Annotated in this window: 22 protein-coding genes and 1 rRNA gene; 22 read left to right on the plus strand and 1 reads right to left on the minus strand. The window is 50.4% G+C overall.

Going from position 1 to position 20,665, the window contains the following annotated elements:
- Positions 1–219 precede the first annotated feature (219 nt).
- From M3194_RS27215 to M3194_RS27310, 20 genes are all read left to right on the plus strand, one after another.
- The gene (locus M3194_RS27215; protein ID WP_251657278.1) at positions 220–936 is read left to right on the plus strand and encodes a CpaB family protein; all 717 of its coding nucleotides are present in this window, start codon (positions 220–222) and stop codon (positions 934–936) included.
- Entirely contained in the window at positions 933–1,781 is an 849-nt protein-coding gene (locus tag M3194_RS27220) for a P-loop NTPase family protein (RefSeq protein WP_251657279.1), read from the plus strand. The genes M3194_RS27215 and M3194_RS27220 overlap by 4 nt, the downstream gene beginning before the upstream one ends.
- Positions 1,778–3,148, plus strand: coding sequence for an ATPase, T2SS/T4P/T4SS family (locus M3194_RS27225; protein ID WP_251657280.1), 1,371 nt, complete (start codon positions 1,778–1,780; stop codon positions 3,146–3,148). Before M3194_RS27220 ends, M3194_RS27225 begins: the two co-directional genes overlap by 4 nt.
- Positions 3,141–4,076: a type II secretion system F family protein gene (locus tag M3194_RS27230; RefSeq protein WP_251657281.1), complete on the plus strand. Its 936-nt coding sequence runs from the start codon at positions 3,141–3,143 to the stop codon at positions 4,074–4,076. The genes M3194_RS27225 and M3194_RS27230 overlap by 8 nt, the downstream gene beginning before the upstream one ends.
- 18 nt (positions 4,077–4,094) lie before the next feature.
- Positions 4,095–4,961: a hypothetical protein gene (locus tag M3194_RS27235; protein WP_251657282.1), complete on the plus strand. Its 867-nt coding sequence runs from the start codon at positions 4,095–4,097 to the stop codon at positions 4,959–4,961.
- A 59-nt stretch (positions 4,962–5,020) separates the two neighbouring features.
- Positions 5,021–5,182, plus strand: a complete 162-nt coding sequence (locus M3194_RS27240; RefSeq protein WP_251657283.1) for a hypothetical protein — start codon at positions 5,021–5,023, stop codon at positions 5,180–5,182.
- A gap of 12 nt (positions 5,183–5,194) precedes the next feature.
- A complete protein-coding gene (locus tag M3194_RS27245; RefSeq protein WP_251657284.1) occupies positions 5,195–5,341 on the plus strand; it encodes a hypothetical protein in 147 nt (48 codons plus the stop codon).
- The gene (locus tag M3194_RS27250) at positions 5,338–5,763 is read left to right on the plus strand and encodes a hypothetical protein (RefSeq protein WP_251657285.1); all 426 of its coding nucleotides are present in this window, start codon (positions 5,338–5,340) and stop codon (positions 5,761–5,763) included. Before M3194_RS27245 ends, M3194_RS27250 begins: the two co-directional genes overlap by 4 nt.
- A 21-nt stretch (positions 5,764–5,784) precedes the next feature.
- Entirely contained in the window at positions 5,785–6,270 is a 486-nt protein-coding gene (locus tag M3194_RS27255) for a hypothetical protein (protein ID WP_251657286.1), read from the plus strand.
- Between the two features lie 312 nt (positions 6,271–6,582).
- The gene (locus tag M3194_RS27260) at positions 6,583–7,809 is read left to right on the plus strand and encodes a M24 family metallopeptidase (RefSeq protein WP_251657287.1); all 1,227 of its coding nucleotides are present in this window, start codon (positions 6,583–6,585) and stop codon (positions 7,807–7,809) included.
- A gap of 30 nt (positions 7,810–7,839) precedes the next feature.
- Complete coding sequence (locus M3194_RS27265; RefSeq protein ID WP_251657288.1) at positions 7,840–8,319, plus strand: PH domain-containing protein; 480 nt, start codon at positions 7,840–7,842, stop codon at positions 8,317–8,319.
- Entirely contained in the window at positions 8,312–9,784 is a 1,473-nt protein-coding gene (locus M3194_RS27270; protein WP_251657289.1) for a PH domain-containing protein, read from the plus strand. The genes M3194_RS27265 and M3194_RS27270 overlap by 8 nt, the downstream gene beginning before the upstream one ends.
- A gap of 93 nt (positions 9,785–9,877) precedes the next feature.
- Positions 9,878–10,258, plus strand: coding sequence for an ATPase (locus tag M3194_RS27275; RefSeq protein ID WP_251657290.1), 381 nt, complete (start codon positions 9,878–9,880; stop codon positions 10,256–10,258).
- Positions 10,259–10,399: 141 nt separating this feature from the next.
- Entirely contained in the window at positions 10,400–10,687 is a 288-nt protein-coding gene (gatC, locus tag M3194_RS27280) for an Asp-tRNA(Asn)/Glu-tRNA(Gln) amidotransferase subunit GatC (protein ID WP_251657291.1), read from the plus strand.
- A 32-nt stretch (positions 10,688–10,719) separates the two neighbouring features.
- Complete coding sequence (gatA, locus tag M3194_RS27285) at positions 10,720–12,180, plus strand: Asp-tRNA(Asn)/Glu-tRNA(Gln) amidotransferase subunit GatA (RefSeq protein WP_251657292.1); 1,461 nt, start codon at positions 10,720–10,722, stop codon at positions 12,178–12,180.
- A 14-nt stretch (positions 12,181–12,194) separates the two neighbouring features.
- On the plus strand, positions 12,195–13,637 hold the full coding sequence (gene gatB, locus M3194_RS27290) for an Asp-tRNA(Asn)/Glu-tRNA(Gln) amidotransferase subunit GatB (RefSeq protein WP_251657293.1): 1,443 nt from the start codon (positions 12,195–12,197) through the stop codon (positions 13,635–13,637).
- Positions 13,638–13,770: 133 nt separating this feature from the next.
- A complete protein-coding gene (locus tag M3194_RS27295; protein WP_251657302.1) occupies positions 13,771–14,469 on the plus strand; it encodes an MgtC/SapB family protein in 699 nt (232 codons plus the stop codon).
- Positions 14,451–16,265, plus strand: coding sequence for a DUF6677 family protein (locus M3194_RS27300; protein ID WP_311292226.1), 1,815 nt, complete (start codon positions 14,451–14,453; stop codon positions 16,263–16,265). The genes M3194_RS27295 and M3194_RS27300 overlap by 19 nt, the downstream gene beginning before the upstream one ends.
- A 75-nt stretch (positions 16,266–16,340) precedes the next feature.
- Complete coding sequence (gene perR / locus M3194_RS27305) at positions 16,341–16,778, plus strand: peroxide-responsive transcriptional repressor PerR (protein WP_251657295.1); 438 nt, start codon at positions 16,341–16,343, stop codon at positions 16,776–16,778.
- Positions 16,779–17,011: 233 nt separating this feature from the next.
- On the plus strand, positions 17,012–18,721 hold the full coding sequence (locus tag M3194_RS27310; RefSeq protein WP_251657303.1) for a glycosyl hydrolase family 18 protein: 1,710 nt from the start codon (positions 17,012–17,014) through the stop codon (positions 18,719–18,721).
- 67 nt (positions 18,722–18,788) lie between these two features.
- Here M3194_RS27310 and M3194_RS27315 read toward each other — a convergent pair whose 3' ends face one another.
- Positions 18,789–19,133, minus strand: a complete 345-nt coding sequence (locus M3194_RS27315; protein ID WP_165930843.1) for a YgzB family protein — start codon at positions 19,131–19,133, stop codon at positions 18,789–18,791.
- Between the two features lie 163 nt (positions 19,134–19,296).
- On the opposite strand from M3194_RS27315, the gene M3194_RS31525 reads away from it, so the two are divergent.
- Both M3194_RS31525 and M3194_RS27325 read left to right on the plus strand, forming a co-directional pair.
- The gene (locus M3194_RS31525) at positions 19,297–20,169 is read left to right on the plus strand and encodes a nucleotidyltransferase-like protein (protein WP_251657296.1); all 873 of its coding nucleotides are present in this window, start codon (positions 19,297–19,299) and stop codon (positions 20,167–20,169) included.
- Between the two features lie 380 nt (positions 20,170–20,549).
- Positions 20,550–20,665 (plus strand): 16S ribosomal RNA (locus tag M3194_RS27325); the annotation flags it as partial.

Below are 20,665 nucleotides of genomic sequence, written 5' to 3' on the forward strand. Positions count from 1 at the left end.
CCGGAGAATTCTGAGCACTGTTAATAAGAAAAACCTATTTCATCTTAGAAAATGAAAAAATCTATAGACAACTATTTAATAATTTTGCTATTATATGGTCAATTAGTTGTTAAATACATATACGTGCACGGCTTAGCGAAGAACGCAAGCAGATCAGCCTTAATAAGGCTACTGCTGCGTTCTTTTTTTTTTCGCCGGTGGACGCGGAGGGGAGAGAAGATGAACAGAAGGAGAAATGCGGGAATTGGCTTGCTCGCCGCTTTGTTGTCAGGGCTCTTGGTTTATGGCTTGTTCCAGCTGCAGAAGCTGCAGGTTACCAGAGAAGAAACGGTAGAGGTTATCGTGGCCAAGCAGTTTATTGAAGCGGGCAGGCAGTTGACGGAAGCGGATATCGCCTATAAGCGGATTCCGCGTGAAGGCTATGAGAAGGAAATGCTCGTTGATGCAAGGCAGGCGGTAGGCATGGAGACGGTTATTCCGCTTGGGACCAATGAGCCGATTCTTGGCTGGAAGATCGATTTGTACCATCTGCTGCCGGCTGGTACGGAATCAACCTTTCAAATTCCGCGCGATTATGTTCGTTCAATCTCCAACGGCATCCGCGCAGGCGATAAAGTTTCCGTGTATTTATCGGGTGAGAACGAACCGTCGAAACGGATGTTTGATTCGCTGGTAACGGTAGCCTCGGTCAAATCTTCGAGCAACGTGGAGATTGACAACATGAAGGATCCCAATCTGCTGTCACTCGCGGAGGGGGACAAGGAACGGATGTATGCCTCGCGGCGGGATGCGAACGGCATGATTGAATATATTAATTTGAATCTGACGGAGTCGCAATGGCTGCAGATTGACAGTTATTGCAAGGACGGCCTCCATAAGCTGGTGATCGCCTACAGTCCGGAATCGCTGCAGCTGGAAGAGGAGGATCCTTCGTGAATGCTACATCGGCACCGCTAATCACCTTTGTTGGAACGACGCCGAATATTGGCACTACCGCTGCCGCTTTTGCCGCAGCCTTTCGGATAGCGGAAGGAAGCGGGAGACAGGTTGGCTATTTATGCCTGCATTTGAAGAGCGCGAAGCTGCACCGGTATTTGGGCATCGCCGAGCCGGCAGTGACGCTGGACAAGCTGAGACCGGAGCTGAAATCCGGGTCTTTAACGCCTGATAAGCTGATGCGGGCGGTTCAGCCGGTCAGAGGAATGCCGAATCTGCATGTTTTGTTCGGCAACATGCTGAGAGACCAGGCGGAGTTTTACTCGCCGGAGGAGATGGAGCATTTGCTCCGGGTCGCCGGACAGACGTTCTCCATAGTTGTTATCGATGTAGGGGCTTATTGGGATAATGCGGCTACGATATGCGCCATGCGGGAGGCGGATACGCGTGTTATCGTGACCACGGATGCCTTGTCCCATTTTCAGGAAGACGGAAAGCGCTGGATTACGCAAGTATCGCCGCTGTTTGGATTATCAACGGAACAATACGACACCGTTGTCATTTACTCGCCATGGAGCACAGGAGGATATCGCATGAAGGACATTTGCAAAGAGATGGGTACAACGAAACTTGGAGAATTACGGTTTGGACATCACTTTTATGCACAGCTGGACAGCGGTCATTACGGCCAGTGGCTGAAGGAAGATCCTGCGGGCAAGCTTGCGATGCAGGAGAGTGCAGACCAGTTGATGGACCGCCATCATATACGCAGGGTAACGCCAACGCTTGCCGTCCAGCCTTGGTATCGAAAGCTGCTCGCTCATCGTAACGGGGTAAGCTCTTGAGCACGAGTACGGGTAAATTTTCTCCATCGGATTACTCTGCGCGGCTTAGGCTGGACCAGTCTGCCGCTGATGATCCGCTAGACCGCGGAGAACCGGCGGGACGGGGGGCGGATTTCGGGCGGCTGGCAGACGAGATCAGATCTTATCTGGCTGCCCCGAGGGGGCTGACGGAGGAAGAGCGGCGGCAATACAGCGAGACCTTGAACCGGGCTGTGCTTGGCTTTGCATCAGAGCGGGAGCAGGTGCTCGCGATTATTGCCGATCGGCTGATCCGGCTCCGCATTCATCACCTGGATGGTTACAAGCATCCGTACGCTACCCTTGCCGAAGCCTTGTTTGCCGAAGTGATCGGACTAAATGTACTCGAGCTTGTGCTGGCGAGAAAGGAAGGGCTCGAAGAGATTCAGGTTGTAGGCTCGCAGATCTATGAAGTCAGAGACGGACAAGCGAAGCTCTCATCCTACCGATTCGACCATGAGCGGGATGTGGAGAGAATCCAGCAGAACCTCGTGCTCTACAACAATGACCGGATTAATCCGCGGAAGCGCTGGGCCGAGGTTATGCTGCGGGACGGCTCGCGCGTAACCATGACCGGCTTTGGGTTTACTTCCAAGCCAACGCTTACGATCCGTTTTTTTACCGTGAGGAGCTTTAGTCTTGAAGCTTTATGCTCGGCTCCTTATCAAACGTTAAGTCCGCTTATGAAGGATATGCTTCTGAATGTGCTTAACGCGCGGTTTAATCTGGTCATTATCGGCCCGACCAACTCCGGCAAGACGCATCTCATGAAGGCTTTGATCGCAGAGCTGCCCGATGATGAGAGGATCGTTACGATCGAAGGGCGCTTCGAGATGATGCTTGGCCGGGATTTCCCTCGGAAGAATACGGTTGAATATGAGGCCGACGAGGATGATCCGCAGCATCGGGCGGAGCAGGCGTTTAAGCTGGCTCTTCGTCAGTCCCCGCAGCGTATCGTGCATGCCGAGATCCGCGATATGGACGCCAATATTTACGTAAGGGCATGTACGAGGGGGCATTCCGGCAGCATGACTACGGTGCATGCCAATACCTTGGAGGATGTGCCCGAAGCAATTGCGGATATGTGCATGCTGGATGGTCGGGGGATGAACCCGGAGCGCTTGACGAAAAGGATCGCCGAGTACGTCACTCAAATCGGCATTGAGATGCGTTATATGAACGGCAGGCGGATTTTAGCCCGGATCGGCGAGCTTGTCTGGGATAATAACGAAGTTATAGTCCGGGATTGGGCAAGATTTGATGAGGCCAGCGGGCAATGGGTCTACCCGCAGGAGCCTTCTTCTAAAGCGGCGGCACGACTTAGAAGAGGAGATGGCGGAAATGATTAAGCTGTCTATTGCGGCTGCGGCTTTGCTTCTCTTCAGCTTGTGGTTCATTTCCTTGTCCAGCTTGCTGTTTGCCTGGACTAATCATCAGGAACGAAGAGACAGATTGAGTTATCAAGCAAGGAACCGTCTAAGCTACCGGCTGACAGAAAGGCTGAAACGCTTCGAACGGATATACCGCCATATATCCGAGCTTCTGGAGACGCTCCAGCTTAAGCTGAAGCCATCCGGCCTCATGCTCGGATCATTCCTGCTTTTGCTTGCTGGAGTTGCTGTCGGCGGGTTTTTCTTTCAGAGCATTAAGGGAACGTTGCTATTTGGGGCGGTCGTAGGCTGCCTGCCTTACACAATATTGCGGGCGATGCTTATCCAAAGGCAAATGCAGCTGCAGATGGATTTCTTGCCGGCGATAGAACTGTTCTATCAATGTTATCTGGTGACGGGAGGAAGGCAGGTGCGCAGCGCGCTGCAACGGACAGTGGAGGAGCGGCGGCTGCTCGGGCCAATGCAGTCGGTGTTCGAACAGTTGTACCGGAACCTGTCGGTTCGTGGGGACGATGAGGCGAGCCTGCGTATTTTCTCGGCTGCGCTAGGACATGTCTGGGGCGATTATTTCGTAAATATTATGCGGGTGGCATTAGCGGAAGGCTCTCCGATTGCGGACAGCCTGAAGGAGCTCATTGCCGATATGCGAAAAGCGCGCAGGGCCAATGAGCAGGAGCGTAATAAACTGCTGGAGATCCGGATTGCCAACTTTACCCCCATTCTGTTTCTTGCTTTTTATATCGGAATTAATGTTCGTTACAACCGGGAGAACTCCTATTATTATTACCTGATTGATCCGCAGGGCAGAGACATGCTGCTTAACGCGATTGTTCTGATCTTTGCTTCTTTCCTGATGGGGTTATGGCTGTCGCGTAAAAAGATGTAGAAGGAGGCTGTGCAGTCTATGGAATCGCTGCTGCGCGTGCTCATAGTTGCCGGGGAGTTTCTGTTTGGCTTCCTCGCGGTTTATATGATTTTTCAATCAATGCCCCGAAGGCGGCCTAGATGGTTCCATCTGGATGCCTTGAACTGGCGGACGAACGAGCTGCCGGATAAATGGCTGAAGCTGCTCCGGCTGTCGAGGGAAAGCGATTCCTTCGTAGAACGTGCCGCACTTCTTGCGGGCTGCGGGGTGACGGCGGATGCGGCATGGTATTCGGCGGCAAGAAGAATATTGCTTATCGTGCTGCCGGCTGTCGCTGCCATATACGCAGGGTTATCCATTCAACAAGGGGCATGGCTTTGCTACACGTTTGTTCTATCAGCTTTTGTGCTCTTGTACTGGGATTTGCCATGGCTGCGTTCCTTCAGGCGGATGCGAGCCCAGCGGATTACGAAGGAAATCTACTTCATGAGCAACCAGCTGCTGTATTTGTCGGAATCGGCGCTGCATATTCATACGAAGCTGACTCGGTGCATTCCGTTTACCCGCACGCTGCGCGGGGATCTTGAACGACTGCTTGCCGAATGGTACCACGACGCCGAGCAGGCGCTAAGACGGTTCAAGCTCAGGATCGGCACCGATGATGGAATGAGCTTCGTGGAGACAATCGATTCCCTGCGTCTTCACGAGAGCCCGGAATATTACAGACTTCTGCGAGAACGGATCCAGGATTATAAGGAGAAGCTGGAACTGGCGAAAGAAAGCCGCAAAGAGTCTACCTCCTACTTCCTGTTCATCATCGCGGGAATCCCGATTCTGTATACGTTCCAGATTTTTATTTATCCGTGGGTGCAGGAAGGGCGCAAGCTGTTTGAGTCTTTAGGTTAACTTGCTTAACAGAGCAGCTGTCTCTGGGAAAGAAAATGCTGTGAAGGAGGTGAATCAAGATGCGTAATATTCTGATGACGGTTATGCTGCTTGTTGTCGTAATCATTCTGTTTAATAACATTATTGCTAACGATACGACAGGAACGAGCAAGCAGATTCAGACGCAGGGCAGCTCTGCTAATACGAAGATCGGCTCCATGTTAGGAACCGGTACCAACTAAGGGGGAGCGGCGTTGAGGAGTTTGCTTATATCGATGCTGCTACTGGTGACCGTCATTCTGCTGTATACGGGGATTACCGGCGGAGAAGGCGGCACGAAGCGGCAGGTGGAACGCTCCGGAGCGGCAATCGGCGCCTATATCCGGCAGATGAGCCCATGAGAAATATTTTAGTATTCGTGTTGTTTGCCGCCATGGTGTGCTGGATGATGTTTTCACCGATTTATAAGCATGTGCTGATTGCAAGGCAGGCGGTGCTTCAGCAAGAGACCGATTACTTGCTCGAGGTCGGGGCAAGCGGGAGCTACGGTTACATTGATGCAGCCATGATGGAGCAGTCGAAAGAGCGTCTTGCCGCCTTCGGAATGCGACCGGAGCTTGTCCGATTCGAGGTGACGGCGGATAACGGTCTTGCTGCGACTGATCCGGCTTCACCTTTGCCGAGGGGATCGGGAATGATGCTGCAGATGAGCTATCCGTATGAGAACTTGTTCCAGATCGACCGTTTGATTGGACTAGCTCCCATTTCTCCGGACAGCCGGATGCGGACGTTTGGGATGAAGATGAGCGAGTACATGCCGTAAGGCGTTAAAAGAGGAGCTGCCATGTATAAGCTGATGTTGATCGTATTAATGATGACGGTATGGGTATCGGTGCATTTTCTGCAAACGGATGAGGAAATGGCGATGAAGCTGCTCTATCAGGGGAAGCACGCGCTGAACCGCGCGGCTCATGCGGCTTCGCAGCAGCTGGATCCGGCAGCGATGGCTGCGGGCATTCTGAGGATTGATCCCTCTGCGGCGGAAGCCGCTGCGGCTGCCTACCTGCAGGCGAATCTGCAGCTTGACGGGCAAGGGAATCCCCTGCCTAACTCGCCTGTCCGTGAACGGGTGAATGTTCTTGTATTCGAAGTAATTAATGACGATCATTCTTTTCCTTATACATACAGAAATGAGCAGTATGATTTTGAAGCGACTCTGCAAAGACCGGGTGTGGTTCTTATTATCCATGTCGTTTACCCGCGTGCGTTTACGCTGCTTGAGCCAATCGAGTGGGATATCAAGGGCATTTCCGAGCTGACGGTAACGTAGCTGAAATTTTACGAAGCAAGAATTCCCGCAAAGAGCATGCGTCAATTCTTTAAGTCCATGCTTACGAAGCAAGAATTGCCGCAAAGAGCATGCGCCAATTCTTTAAGCCTATGCTTACGAAGCAAGAATTGCCGCAAAGAGCATGCGCCAATTCTTTAAGCCTATGCTTACGAAGCAAGAATTGCCGCAAAGAGCATGCGCCAATTCTTTGAAGGAGGGGGAGATGGAACGAATCCTTTCGTTCCCTGTTGACGATCCATCATAAAATTGATGTAATAAAGGGGGAATATGGAAGTTAGGAGTTGGCTTAGAATGGACATTAAGAAGGATATATCTGAGGAAGCTGTACGGGAGAGGATCGCGAAGCTTCAGGAAGGAATGAGGGCTTCGTCGGTCGACGGGTTTCTTCTGACGCAAAATATAGATCTCTATTACTATACCGGCTCCATGCAGAACGGATATGCTTTTATTCCGTCGCATGGGGAACCGGTTTTCTTTGTAAAAAGGAGCCTTGAGCGAGCCAAGCTTGAAAGTGTTATTTCCGTAAAAGAACTTGGGGCATTCCGTCAGTTTGGCGAGACGCTGGCGAAGGAGTTCTCCCACCTCTTCACCGGGGGAGCGGGCAGCAAGATTACCATTGCGGCGGATCTGGATGTGCTGCCTGCGCAAACCTATCTGAAGCTGTCAGGGCTGCTGCAGTCAGCCGGCGCAAGCGCCGTCGTTGACGGCTCCGCCATGATTAGACGGCAGCGGATGATCAAGTCGGCTTTTGAGATCAGCCGGTTTGAAGCAGCGGCAGCCGTTGTTGATGAAGCATTGAATGAAGCCCTTAATTTCCTCAAGCCGGGCGTTACGGAACTGGAATGGATGGCGCGTGTGGAGTATGAGCTGCGCAGCAGAGGGCATATCGGCCTGATGCGGATGCGCGGCTACAACCAGGAGATCGCTACAGGCATGTTTATCGCAGGTCCTGCTGCAGCCGTCCCTACTTATTTTGATGGACCTGCCGGCGGGCTTGGCCTGGGAGCGACCTCGCCGCAAAGCGTCAGCCGCCGGCCGATTGAACGCAATGAGCCGATTCTGATGGATATTGGCTGCTGTATAGACGGCTATGTGATTGACCAGACCCGTACAGCTGTTATCGGAGAACTGCCGGAAAAGCTGTCTCATGCCTATGAGGTAACCGAAGCCATTATTCGGGAGGCCGAGAACGGAATGGTACAGGGAGCTATCTGTTCGGCCCTTTACGCAAGAGCGCTTGAACAAGCGGATGAAGCGGGGCTTTCCTCGCATTTTATGGGCTATGGAGCTGATCAGGCTAAATTTTTGGGTCATGGAATAGGGCTTGAGATCGACGAATGGCCTGTCCTGGCCAAAGGCTTTGATTTTCCGCTTGAAGCGGGAATGGTTATTGCTGTCGAGCCGAAGTTTACTTTTCCCGGAGAAGGAGTTGTCGGGATCGAGAACAGTTATCTGATCACGGCCGCCCGCCCTCGGGCTTTAACGTTTACCAGAGAAGGACTAATCAAATTGCCATAAGAGATGGTAAACCAAGGGGGCTTTGCCGGTATGGATCGTCTATTGTCAAAGAGACTTCATCGTGATTACATTACCGTTTATCGGGTAAGCTCGCTTCTTACACATCTGGTGATGTACGTGCTTGTGATCGCCTATCTCACCTTTGCGGCCTGGAAGCATTGGACCTTTATTCCCGGCTTTATCGGTCTCGCGCTTGTCACGATATCGGCCTTTCTGTTTGTCTGGCTCTTCCCCGAATTGAAGTACCGGCGTTTCCAGTATGAGCTGTTTGATGAGGAGCTGGAGATTAAATCGGGATTAATCATCATTCGCAATGTGCTGATCCCGATGGTGCGCGTGCAGCATGTGGAGCTGGAGAGCGGACCTCTGATGCGCAAATACGAGCTTGCCAGCGTCGCGGTTGTAACGGCGGCAACAACGCACCGGATCAGCGGCCTGAAGCAAAGCGAAGCCCATTTTCTGAAGAGAAGGATCGGACAGCTTGCGAAAGTAGATGATTTGGATGATTAAAAGAAACAAGCCGCGCAGGCTGCATCCGATTTATATCCTGTTCCCGCTGTTCAATACGGTGAAAGGCTTGTTGCCGCTCATCATTATTACCTTGCTTCAAGGGGTGAACTGGGCGGAATTAAACGGTTATATCTATCTCGGGATTTTGGCCAGTGTAACTCTGTTGATGTTTCTTGGTCTATTAGGCTGGCGCAAGTTCTCTTTCACCGTGGAGGAGGACCGCATTGTCATCCGCAAAGGCATCCTGTTCAGGGACGAGAAGACGATCTACTTCGGCCGGATTCATTCCATTAATCTCGAGCAGCCTCTGCTGCAGAGGCTGCTTGGCGTCACGCAGGTCAAGATCGAGACGCCGGGCGGGAACAAGAAGGCGGAAGGGGTTCTTGCCGCTCTAACCGATAAGGATGCCAGACAGCTGCAGAAGCTGATGTTATCGACGGTTGACCCGCAGGCGGAGGCTGTTTTGCAGAACGTGGAAGGGCCTAAGGATCAGGGCCGGTCATTGCCCGAGGTCCACGACATCCCGAAGCTTCAATTAAGCGCGGGCCAATTGCTGCTGGCCGCTGCTACCTCTTTGAATTTTGGACTCGTTGCTGCCTTTATTGCAGGGGTTATTTCCTTGGCTGATGATTTTATTAGCGAGCTGGCCCCAAACTTGTATTCCCGGCTCTATGAGGAATCCACCAGCGTCGATCCGAGCTATACGGTTATTGCGATTATTGCCGTGTGCGGGCTCGCATTTGCTTGGCTGCTCTCTCTTGTCTTGTACGTGATCAAGTTTTCGGGATTTGCGGCAGACAAACAGGAGGAACAGATATCGATTTCTTATGGCTTGTTGGAGAAAAAAGTGCATCACTTTGATTCCCGCAAAGTCCAGGCGGTTATCGTGCAGGAGGGTCTTCTCCACCAGTGGATCGGCTTTGCCCAGATTCAATTACAGGTCGTATCTTCGGATAAAATGGAACGCTTAATGCTGCATCCGTTTATGCCGGTAAAGTCGATCGATTCGGTTATGGCTTGCTTTGTCCCGCAGTTTACAGCGGCGCAGGTTCAAGCAGCTGCCCCGAAGCGGGCGTATTTCGATTATGTCTGGAAAGGACTGCTTATTACTAGTCTTCTCTGCGCGGTGATCATCTACTTTTTCCATAACCAAGGCTTGTGGTCGCTCATCCTGCTGCCGCTTGCCGCAGCCTGGAGCTGGAGCTGCTTGTCCGCTGCGGGCATGAAGCTGGAGAACGGGCAGCTGACCCTCCGAAAGCGCAACCTGGCGCGAATCACTTATTACATGCGCAGACCACAAATTGTGTCAATGACCGCGAGGAGGACGAAAGGTCAGCAAAAGAGGGAGCTGCTGTCGATATCCGCACATGTGCTTGGCAGTATGCAGGCTTACCGCGTTTTCTGCCTGGAGCGGGAGGATGTCGAACGTGTCTGGGACTGGTACAGCCGCTCCAGTAAACGGTAAAAGACGGGAGGCATTCCTCCCGTTATTGGACACCGCTATTATTTTTTAGTAGGATAATAGTGATAGACAGCGTGATAGACAGGAGTGAAGACAATGCTGAGTTTAGGGGCAAAGGTCGTAATAATCGCTGACCAATTCGAGCAAAATCTCCCTCTTGGGGAGTATGGTTATATAATTGCTTATGATCGCAATGCGGACAACGTGTTCGACTATGTGGTAAGAGTACCCGCGGCTAACCGCAATTTCCTTGTTCCGGATGAGGATGTCGAGCTGGAGGAAGTACTGCTGCAGGAAGAGGTTGACCGGATTGAAAGGGAAGCGTTGATCGATTATGCGCTTGCCACGTTTAATGAGGAATTGTTTAACCGGATTGTGAAAGGCGAAGAAGTGCACGAAGAGCCGGAGAGCGCGGGCGTAGAGAGCCAATCGAGAGAAGACTTTATTCGCCAGGTTAATCTGAAGGCGTGGATATAACAGCAATCATCTTAGCGGAGCTGATCCCTTACCCGGGAGAGGCTCCGTTTCATTTTGCGTGCCTTACCACTTTGTGAAATGACGATTATAAGCTATAATAGGAGGAATGAGTACAAGGTTACAAGGGAGGACGAAGCATCCATGAGCATTACGATTAAAGATGTTGAGCATGTTGCGAATTTGGCGCGGCTTGAGCTCTCGAATGAAGAAAAAGAACAATTTACGGGACAGCTTAATGCGATCCTGAAATATGCCGAGAAGCTGAATGGCCTGGATACAGACAATGTAGAGCCAACAAGCCACGTGCTGCCGATTACGAATGTGATGCGGGAAGATATTACCCGCGAATCGCTTCCGATTGAGAAAGTGCTGCTTAACGCACCGGATGAAGAAGACGGCCAGATTAAAGTGCCGGCTGTATTGGAATAGAATTTACAGGTACTTGAAGGGAGGAACTGCTGTTGTCACTGTTTGATTTACGCCTACAGGATGTACATAGCAAGCTCAATAACAAAGAATTGACGGTTTCCGATTTGGTGGACGCATCTTACCGCCGCATTGCGGAGACAGACGAGAAGATTAAATCTTTTCTTACGTTAAACGAAGAAAATGCCCGCCGCCAGGCGGATAGCCTGGACAAGCAGCTTCAGGAGGGCGGCGAACGCGGTCTTCTGTTTGGACTGCCGGCCGGCGTGAAGGATAATATCGTGACGGAAGGGCTGCTTACGACATGCGCGAGCCAGTTCCTGAGCAACTATAATCCGATTTATGACGCAACAACGGTGTCCAAGCTGAAGTCGGCACAGTCGGTTACGATCGGCAAGCTGAACATGGACGAGTTCGCAATGGGCGGCTCCAACGAGAACTCCAGCTATTATCCAACGCGCAACCCATGGAATCCGGAATATGTTCCGGGCGGTTCGAGCGGCGGTTCTGCGGCTTCGGTTGCGGCTGGGCAAGTTTATTTCTCTCTTGGCTCTGACACAGGCGGTTCGATCCGCCAGCCTGCTGCTTATTGCGGCATTGTTGGTTTGAAGCCGACATACGGACTTGTGTCGCGCTTTGGTCTTGTTGCATTCGCATCATCCCTTGACCAGATCGGACCATTGACGAAAAACGTCGAAGATTCCGCGTACGTGCTGCAAGCGATTGCCGGCTACGACGAGAAGGATTCGACATCCGCCAACGTGGATATTCCGGATTACACAAGCGCTCTTACGGGCGATGTGAAAGGCCTCCGAATTGGCGTGCCTAGAGAGTATCTGGGCGAAGGTATTGATCCGAAGGTGAAAGAAGCGGTTATGCACGCGCTCAAAACCTTCGAGAGCATGGGCGCAACCTGGGAGGAAGTATCGCTTCCGCATACGGAATACGCCATTGCGACTTACTATCTGCTTTCTTCCTCGGAAGCATCGTCCAACCTGGCTCGCTTTGACGGCGTTCGTTACGGCGTCCGCGCGGACAATCCGGACAACCTGATCGACCTGTACCGCAAATCGCGCAGCCAAGGCTTTGGCCCGGAAGTGAAACGCCGGATCATGCTGGGTACTTATGCGCTTAGCTCCGGTTACTACGATGCGTATTATTTGAAAGCGCAAAAGGTCCGCACGCTGATCAAGCAGGACTTCGATAATGTCTTCAATCAATACGATATCATCATCGGCCCAACGGCTCCGACAACGGCGTTCAAGATTGGCGAGCAGGTTGGCGATCCGCTGACGATGTACCTGAACGATATTTGTACGATTCCGGTAAGTCTTGCGGGTATTCCGGCAATCAGCGTTCCGTGCGGAACGGCCGACGGCATGCCAATCGGTCTGCAAATCATCGGCAAGGCATTTGATGAATCGACCGTGCTGCGTGCGGCTCATGCGTTTGAGCAGCAAACCGAATTCCATAAATTACGGCCGCAGCTGGGGTGAAGGGAGATATAACGATGTCTGAAGCGACTAAATACGAAACGGTAGTTGGTCTGGAAGTGCACGTGGAGCTGCATACGAACAGTAAAATTTTCTGTGGCTGCTCTACCGCTTTTGGTGCTCCGGCTAATACTCATACATGCCCGGTATGTCTCGGGCACCCGGGCGTTCTGCCCGTATTGAACAAGCAAGCTGTCGAATACGCGATGAAAGCGGCAATGGCGCTGAACTGCGAAATCGCCGACATTAGCAAATTCGACCGCAAAAACTATTTCTATCCGGACTCGCCAAAAGCGTATCAAATCTCGCAGTTTGATCAGCCGATTGGCGAAAACGGCTGGATTGATATCGAAGTGAACGGAGAGACCAAGCGGATCGGTATTACCCGACTCCATCTGGAGGAAGATGCCGGCAAGCTTACGCATGTGGACGGCGGATATGCTTCTCTCGTTGACTTCAATCGCGTTGGTACTCCGCTTGTCGAGATCGTATCCGAGCCGGATATCCGTACGCCGGAAGAAGCGAAGGCTTACCTCGAGAAGCTCAAAGCTATTATGCTGTACTGCGATGTATCCGACGTGAAGATGGAAGAGGGCAGTCTCCGCTGCGACGCCAACATCAGCCTTCGTCCTTATGGGCAAGAGAAGTTTGGCACGCGTGCCGAATTGAAGAACATGAACTCGTTCCGCGGCGTTCAACGCGGTCTGGAATATGAACAAATCCGCCAGGCGGAGATTCTGAACGACGGTGGTCTGGTTGTTCAAGAGACACGCCGATGGGATGATACGCAGGGCAAAACCTTCTCGATGCGGGGCAAGGAAGAATCGCATGATTACCGGTACTTCCCGGATCCTGACCTTGTTCGTCTGAACATCAGTCAGGAATGGAAAGATCGTGTCCGCGCCTCGATTCCGGAGCTTCCGGATGCAAGAAAGGCCCGTTACACAAGCGAATACGGTCTGCCGTCCTACGACGCGGAAGTTATTACTTCTTCGAAGAAGCTTGCTGATTTCTTTGAGGAAAGCTTGAACTATACAAAGGATGCTAAAGCGGTATCCAACTGGATTATGGGCGACCTTCTGGGCTATCTGAATGCAAACAGCCTGGAGCTTTCCGAAGTGAAAATTACCGGCCAAGGTCTTGGGGAAATGATCGGTCTGCTCGAGAAGGGCACCATCAGCAGCAAAATCGCCAAGACGGTCTTCAAGTCGATGCTGGAGTCGGGCAAGCTGCCGCAGCAAATCGTTGAGGAGCAAGGTCTTGTACAGATTAGCGACGAAGGCGCGCTTGTAGCCGTTGTGGATCAGATTATTTCAGCGAATCCGCAATCGGTGGAGGACTTTAAGGCAGGAAAAGATAAAGCGATCGGATTCCTGGTCGGCCAGATTATGAAAGAGACAAAGGGCAAAGCGAATCCGGCTCTCGTGAATAAGCTTCTGCTTGAACGTCTGAAAGCGTAACTGCCGCTTGGTACAACCAGACGCCGCTCATCCTAATCGATGAGCGGCGTCTTTTCATGGAACGCAGGTCCATAACATACTAATATGGTACAATTATCATAAAGAAAGGTTGTGCTGCCTCTTGGGTCATGATCTGACAAATCCTTGGTATATTAATGAGCTTCATCTTGGACTGAGGCTGCTGCTCGCCATGCTGCTTGGCGGGTTAATCGGCCTTGAGCGTGAACAGTCAAATCATGCGGCAGGACTGCGCACGAACATTCTGGTATGCATCGGTTCCTGTTTGCTAATGCTCTTATCCATATATGGTTTTTCCTCTTTCGTGAATGAGACGAACGTCCGTGTCGATCCTGCCCGTTTGGCAGCGGCGGTTATTACGGGGGTTGGTTTCCTTGGAGCGGGCACGATACTGTTCACGGGCAAATCCATTACTGGCCTTACGACGGCAGCTTCTTTATGGGTCGTATCGGCGATTGGGCTTGCGGTTGGCGCCGGATTTTATTTTGCTGCAGTTACAACGACAGTCCTGGTTCTTCTTATCTTATGGGCATTCAACAAGCTGGAGAAAAGATATATCAGCACCAAGCGGGAGCATCAGTTAGTCGTTCAGGCCGATGAGCAGTCAACGATTGTCCGAACGTTGAACGCCTTGCTGACGGAGAAACAGATTGTGATCCGAAAGATTATGCTGGAGGAAAGCGGGAAGCGGGAGCATGGCGTGCAGCAATTCATGCTTCATTTGACCGTACAGCTCCCTAAGAACGAATCGTTACTGGCTTTATTGGAACAAATTCAGCAGATGGAGGGCGTGCATTGCGTGAGCTCGGATTAGATCGGCCAAAGAGCAGACTCCTTACCTTATTACTCGCATTTGTGCTCCCTGGAGCCGGACATTTATATACGGGGCGTTATCAGAGAGGACTGCTTTTGACCGCCGGTCTAGTTCTTGATATAGCAGCTATCCTTAGACTTGCGGATGCGAACGCTGCAAGGCATCTGCTGTTTATTGTCTATTTAGGCATTACCTTGCCTGTCTATTACTTTGTCAGCGTATTTGACGCTCTTCAGACGAGGGCTGATGCCGGAGAGGGATCAACGGATCAATTATCGCCGCTGATTGGATTATTGATTATGGCAGCTGGTGTGCTGCTGTTTGTTCTGATTGATCCGCCAGCTGCGTTAATCCCATGGATGGATGATCTGGCGGAGATGCTGGTAGGTCCGTTTCTGATGGCTGTAGCGCTGGTTTTATGGTTCTCGCAATTGAAGGGAGATCAGTCCATGTTTCGATTGGGGCGGTTTACAGCCGCCATATTTATTATAGCAATTGGCGGCTTGCTGCTGTGGGATCAGGTGCAGGGCCGCAATGATGTAGCGCTAATTGGCAAGTGGTGGCCTGCCGTATTTATTCTGCTTGGCGCAGAGATTATCATTTACAGCATTATTTTTCGAAAAGCTGCGAAGAGGCTCCGGTTTGACTTTATAGGCGCGGTTATCGCGATTGTCATATCCGTCGTCGCCTATACCGTTACCCAATATGCGGAGCTACCGTTCCGCTGGCTAGATCAATACGTTGATTTGAACGGCTCCCCCGACTATGGGGAGGAGAAGGGCTTTAAGTTTATGAAGGAAACGGATACGGTTCCCTTTGACGCTGCGGCTATAACCAAGCTCAAAATTTCCAATCCGAACGGCAAAGTAACGGTTCGCGGCGGCGGAACCAATCAGATTGTCATTGATACCGAAGTATGGGTAGATGTCACGGATCAGCAGGATGCCGAGCAGATTGCGGCCAAATCGGCTGTGGAAAGAGTCTCGGATGCTGATTCGATGAACATTACGGCTAAAGGCGAGCCTTATGGCACGAACGGAAGCCGTAAACCTCGTATGAATATCGTTATTACGGTTCCGCAGAATCAAATTACTGTCCAGGATCCCGTAGAAAGCACTGAAATTCCGCCTTCCGATTCTACAGCTACACCATTAACAGAAACAGAAACCGAATCCGTTCCGCAGATGATCATAACGGTTGACGTCAATAATGGGCCGATCACAGCCAGTGGACTGTCTGCACCCGGAGGCCTTCAGCTAAAAAGCGACAATGGCGATATTGGGGTTCAACAGACCGAAGGTCCGCTTGTCGTTCATGGACTTAACGGAGGGATTAAGCTTCAGGATGTAACCGGCGATGCCGAATTGTCTACGAAGAATGGAGCGGTGACCGTAGCTGCGTTGACAGGCAATCTTTCTTCGGAAACCTGGAATGGCGCCATGACGTTAAGCAATGTAACCGGCAACGTGACGGCGGAAACCAAGAACGGTAAGATTACAATGAAGGAAGTAACCGGAGAGGTCAAGGCATCTACGCTTAACGGTAATATCGAGCTCGCGAGCCATGCCGTTGGCGGAGATTGGGATCTCGATAGCACCGTCGGTGAAATCAAGCTTCGCGTTCCTGCGGTCGGCGATTATTCTGTATTTGGATCGGTAACATTCGGAAGCATTACAACCGATTTGCCGCTTACGGTAAGCAAGAAAACCGTTCGGGGTACAATTGGCTCGGGCATTTACCGAATTCAGGTGAATGCAACTAACAGTATTTACATACAGTTGAATGAGGCCGGTTGATGAGCGCTTTCATTGACAAACCATTTTGAATGAACGTACAATAGCTTTATCTAGTAGAAGAAAGGCGTGAGGGGAATGGGAGCCAGCGTTAACGAAGCAATTGAACAGTTGAAGATGAATGGCGTCCGTATGACCCCGCAACGTCACGCCATATTGAGTTATTTGATGGGCTCGATGTCACATCCGACAGCCGATGAAATCTACAAATCGCTGTCTCCGAATTTTCCGAGTATGAGCGTGGCTACGATATATAATAACTTGAGGTTATTTGTCGAAGCGGGTCTAGTTCGCGAATTAACCTACGGTGACGATTCCAGCAGATTTGATGCGGATTTGTCCGACCATTACCATGCGATTTGCAAGAACTGCGGCCAGATCGTCGATTTTGAATATCCGCCGCTGTTGGAAGTAGAGCGAGCTGCTTCCCATAAGACCGGTTTTACGGTTGAAGGGCATCGTATGGAGATTTACGGGGTATGCTCCAGCTGCTGCGAGTCTGCTGCAAGAGTCTAACCCGATAACTTGTTATAGTTTAGAAGAAATAAGGCGTGCATAGATGCGGTAATTCGCGGATTTGCACGTCTTTTTATTAAAGTGAAGCTTTCGAAGCAAGAATCATCATGAACAGCCATAATCAGGCCGTTTATGTAATAATTCTTTAAGGTGAAGTAAGAATCATCATAAACAGCCTTAACTCAGGCTGTTTATGTGATAATTCTTTTTAGGAGAGTGAGCAATTGGAGACGATGTACACCAGGGCGCCGCGCCGCCGTAAGGGCGGGGGAGCATGGTATACGATGCTGTTCCTGCTTTTTATCGCAGCAGCGATGGGCGTATGGTTTATTTACATGAAGTTTATCCCTAATCAGCATATAACCGTTCCGGACTACGGTTTGGAGCATCCGATAACGTATCAAGGCGAAGTGATGGATCAAGGCGCTGTATTGAATAATGATGAGGTCATGCTTCCCATAACAGCTTTGCAAAAGGTGCTTGGACCGGACGAGCCTATCTATTACGAAGCGGCTACCGGATCCATTATTTTGACCACAACTAATAAAGTATTAAGGCTGAAGACAGATGCGCTCACCGCAGAACTCAATCAAAAGCCTTATGAATTGCATATCGCGGCTCAAACAAAGGATGATGCCGTCTATATACCGATTACACCGCTTGAAGAGCTGTACGGCTTGAAGGCAGAATACAAGCCCGATACCGGCATCGTTATTTTACTCCAGGCAGGGGAATCTATTCAGCAAGCGAAGGCCCTCAAGTCGAAGGGTAGTGCCATTCGGACTAAAACTTCGATACATTCTCCAATAGCCGAAAAAGTGCCTCGAGGCGAGTTGGTCCGGATTTGGGGAGAGGAGAACGGATGGCTCTTCGTGCAGGGCCCGCAAGGACAGATTGGTTATATGCAGAAGTCGAGCGTAGAGCTAGCTAGTATAGAGAAGGTTCCTCAAGCCTCTAAGGAAGAGGCGTTTATTCCTTGGAAAGTGCTCGGGAAGAAAATCAATCTCACCTGGGAAGCCGTGTACGAGAAAAATCCCGATCCCGATGCCATAGGCAATCTTAAGGGTGTAAATGTGGTTAGTCCAACCTGGTTCGAGCTTCAGGACGGGAACGGAACCATTAAAGGCAAAGTCGATCCGTCGTATGTGCGATGGGCGCATAAGCAGGGAATGCAGGTCTGGGCGCTATTCAGCAATGGCTTTGAACCCGATCAAACAACGCAGGCTCTGGCGAAGGCGGACACGCGGTTCAAGATGATTAGACAGCTGCTCGCTTTTGCGGAAACGTATGATCTTCAAGGCATTAATATCGACTTTGAGAATGTACGTACTTCGGACAAGGCTAATCTTGTTCAATTTGTTAGAGAGCTGACTCCTCTCCTGCATGAACAAGGGCTAGTCGTCTCGATAGATGTAACGCCGAAATCCAATAGCGAGCTGTGGTCCTTGTTCCTTGACCGCGCGGCGCTTGGGCGTACAGTCGATTACATGATGGTGATGGCGTATGATGAGCACTGGTCTTCCAGTCCGGTGGCGGGTTCAGTCGCATCTCTTGGCTGGACGCAAAATTCCGTAAAACGCATTATTGAAGAAGACGGCGTTCCCGCGAACAAACTTATTCTGAGTATGCCCCTTTATACCCGCATTTGGACGGAACAGGACGGAAAAGTGTCCTCCAAGGCTGTCGGAATGGACAAGGTGAAGGATATTATTGCGAGTAAGAAGCTTAAACCTAAGCTTGACCCGGCCGCGGGGCAGAATTACGTGGAATATACGGAGAACGGCGCTCTTAACCGGATATGGATTGAAGATGCATTGTCAATTCAGTCGCGTGTAAAGCTTATGCGCGATCTTAATCTGGCGGGAGTTGCGACATGGAACCGTTCCTTCCAGACCTCCTCGATTTGGTCGGTAATTGATGAAGCGATTAACAAGAGGCCATAATTAAATCATTTTCCTAACAAAGAAGCAGCCCCTGGTGTCGTGCACCAAGGGGCTGCTTCTTTCATTACTATTCAACCGAAGGTTCATGAGTCGCTTGAGCGGGATCAAGCGTAAGCATTGTTTTGCAATACATGCAGCGGTCGGTTTTGCCAAGCATTTTTGTCGGTCGGTGGCATTCAGGGCATTCCAGCATCGTGGCGCTTGTCGACATCATGCCAGCCCAGAAATATACCACGCAGCTGATCAGGAGGGAGATCATCCCGATGACCATAAAGATAGCAGCGAATATTTTGCCGGCATGTCCCCACCAGACAATTCCGCCTGTTCCAATGATCATGACTCCCATGCCAACTAGCGTAAAGACGAGGCCCCACAAACGGAATTCATTGATTTTTGCCGATTTGAAAAAAATCTTATTCACTATTCCATTCCTCTCTATAACGACAGACGTATGTAACGTAAACGGTTTTCTTTATTTGGAAGCAGGAAACCGCCACAGTTTGTCGAAAAAGATAATACCATACAGATAATTATTATAGCTTAATCCCTTTGGATTAGCTATACGGAGGCCCGAAGTGAATACGAAACAGTATTTTATTGAAACGTATCGTTCGCAGCTGGATGTAGTTGGTCTGGCAGCAATCGAAAATCCGTATCCTTATAATCCGATGATTGAAGGATTGGACGTTTTATTTCTTGTTGTGCGAGAGAGTGGGGCAAGTGAAGCAACCGAACACGTCTGTCTGAATGGCAAACGGACTATGGTTCGGACGGTTGACACCGGTCGTTTGGAGCAATGGATTGCCAACAGGGATAACGGCAGCATGATCCAATGGATGGTACGGGGGGATATATTAATGGAGCGCGACAATTACCTGACGAATATTCGTGAGCAATTGATGTTATTTCCGGATATCATGCGGGAACAAAAGCGTTTCGCTGAGTTTTCCGGTTTCTTGCGCACCTATCTGTTAGCAAAGCAGGATCTTGAGGACAACAACATTTTAGATGCGCACAGTCATGTCATGACAGCACTTCATCACTGGGCACATATCGTACTTATAGAAGAAGGCCATCATCCGGAGCTTACGGTTTGGAGGCAGATCCGAAGAGTTCATCCGGGCGTATACAAGCTGTATGAGGAATTAACGGCAAGTCCGGAATCTCTGGAACAGCGTGTCCGTCTCGTTATGCTTGCTTGTGAGTTTACCGTGATGAACAAAATGAAATCATGCTGCTCTTTGTTGTTTGAAGCAATCAGCAGCAGGCAAGAGCCTTGGACCATATGTGAGCTGCAAAACTATCCGTCGATTCAGGAGCTGCACATAGATCTGTCTCTTATTGTTCAGAATCTGGTTAAACGCGCGTACGTCCGCGAGGTTGCAGTTATGCCGGATAACGGTGATCCGGATGTACTGGAGCTAAAGTATTTGCTTACAGCAATCTGATGCAAAGTGGTTGTAAAATGCCCGCTAAATTCAGCGGGTATTTTATTTGCTAAAGGGTTGACTTAACTTTTATCCCTGTGGTACATTAATAGTCGCCGCTTTTGAGGCAAGACGAAATAAGTCGAAAACGACATTTGAAAAAAATGTCGAAAGACGAAAAAAAGTACTTGCAATCATCTAGACGGCTGTGATATATTATAAAAGTCGCCGCTGAGAGAAACGGGCGATAAACGAAAAACAAATTGTTCTTTGAAAACTGAACAACGAGCAAAACTGCCCCGTTAGAAATAACGGAAAAGCGATAAAACAAAGTTTGAGCAAGTCAAACAAAACCAAGGAGTTTTCGAGGATCGGTTTCCATCGATCAACGAAAACACCATTTCATGGAGAGTTTGATCCTGGCTCAGGACGAACGCTGGCGGCGTGCCTAATACATGCAAGTCGAGCGGATCTTGTCCTTCGGGATGAGGTTAGCGGCGGACGGGTGAGTAACACG

Source organism: Paenibacillus glycanilyticus, from assembly GCF_023715145.1.
GTDB lineage: Bacteria > Bacillota > Bacilli > Paenibacillales > Paenibacillaceae > Pristimantibacillus > Pristimantibacillus glycanilyticus_A.

Excerpts from the sequence above, each read along its gene's own strand:
- perR (WP_251657295.1), top strand. The coding sequence starts at position 16,341 with ATGGGAGCCAGCGTTAACGAAGCAATTGAACAGTTGAAGATGAATGGC.
- M3194_RS27265 (WP_251657288.1), top strand. The coding sequence starts at position 7,840 with ATGGATCGTCTATTGTCAAAGAGACTTCATCGTGATTACATTACCGTT.
- M3194_RS27215 (WP_251657278.1), top strand. The coding sequence starts at position 220 with ATGAACAGAAGGAGAAATGCGGGAATTGGCTTGCTCGCCGCTTTGTTG.
- M3194_RS27240 (WP_251657283.1), top strand. The coding sequence starts at position 5,021 with ATGCGTAATATTCTGATGACGGTTATGCTGCTTGTTGTCGTAATCATT.
- M3194_RS27310 (WP_251657303.1), top strand. The coding sequence starts at position 17,012 with ATGTACACCAGGGCGCCGCGCCGCCGTAAGGGCGGGGGAGCATGGTAT.
- M3194_RS27260 (WP_251657287.1), top strand. The coding sequence starts at position 6,583 with ATGGACATTAAGAAGGATATATCTGAGGAAGCTGTACGGGAGAGGATC.
- M3194_RS27235 (WP_251657282.1), top strand. The coding sequence starts at position 4,095 with ATGGAATCGCTGCTGCGCGTGCTCATAGTTGCCGGGGAGTTTCTGTTT.
- M3194_RS27230 (WP_251657281.1), top strand. The coding sequence starts at position 3,141 with ATGATTAAGCTGTCTATTGCGGCTGCGGCTTTGCTTCTCTTCAGCTTG.
- gatC (WP_251657291.1), top strand. The coding sequence starts at position 10,400 with ATGAGCATTACGATTAAAGATGTTGAGCATGTTGCGAATTTGGCGCGG.
- M3194_RS27270 (WP_251657289.1), top strand. The coding sequence starts at position 8,312 with ATGATTAAAAGAAACAAGCCGCGCAGGCTGCATCCGATTTATATCCTG.
- M3194_RS27275 (WP_251657290.1), top strand. The coding sequence starts at position 9,878 with ATGCTGAGTTTAGGGGCAAAGGTCGTAATAATCGCTGACCAATTCGAG.
- M3194_RS27250 (WP_251657285.1), top strand. The coding sequence starts at position 5,338 with ATGAGAAATATTTTAGTATTCGTGTTGTTTGCCGCCATGGTGTGCTGG.
- M3194_RS27255 (WP_251657286.1), top strand. The coding sequence starts at position 5,785 with ATGTATAAGCTGATGTTGATCGTATTAATGATGACGGTATGGGTATCG.
- gatB (WP_251657293.1), top strand. The coding sequence starts at position 12,195 with ATGTCTGAAGCGACTAAATACGAAACGGTAGTTGGTCTGGAAGTGCAC.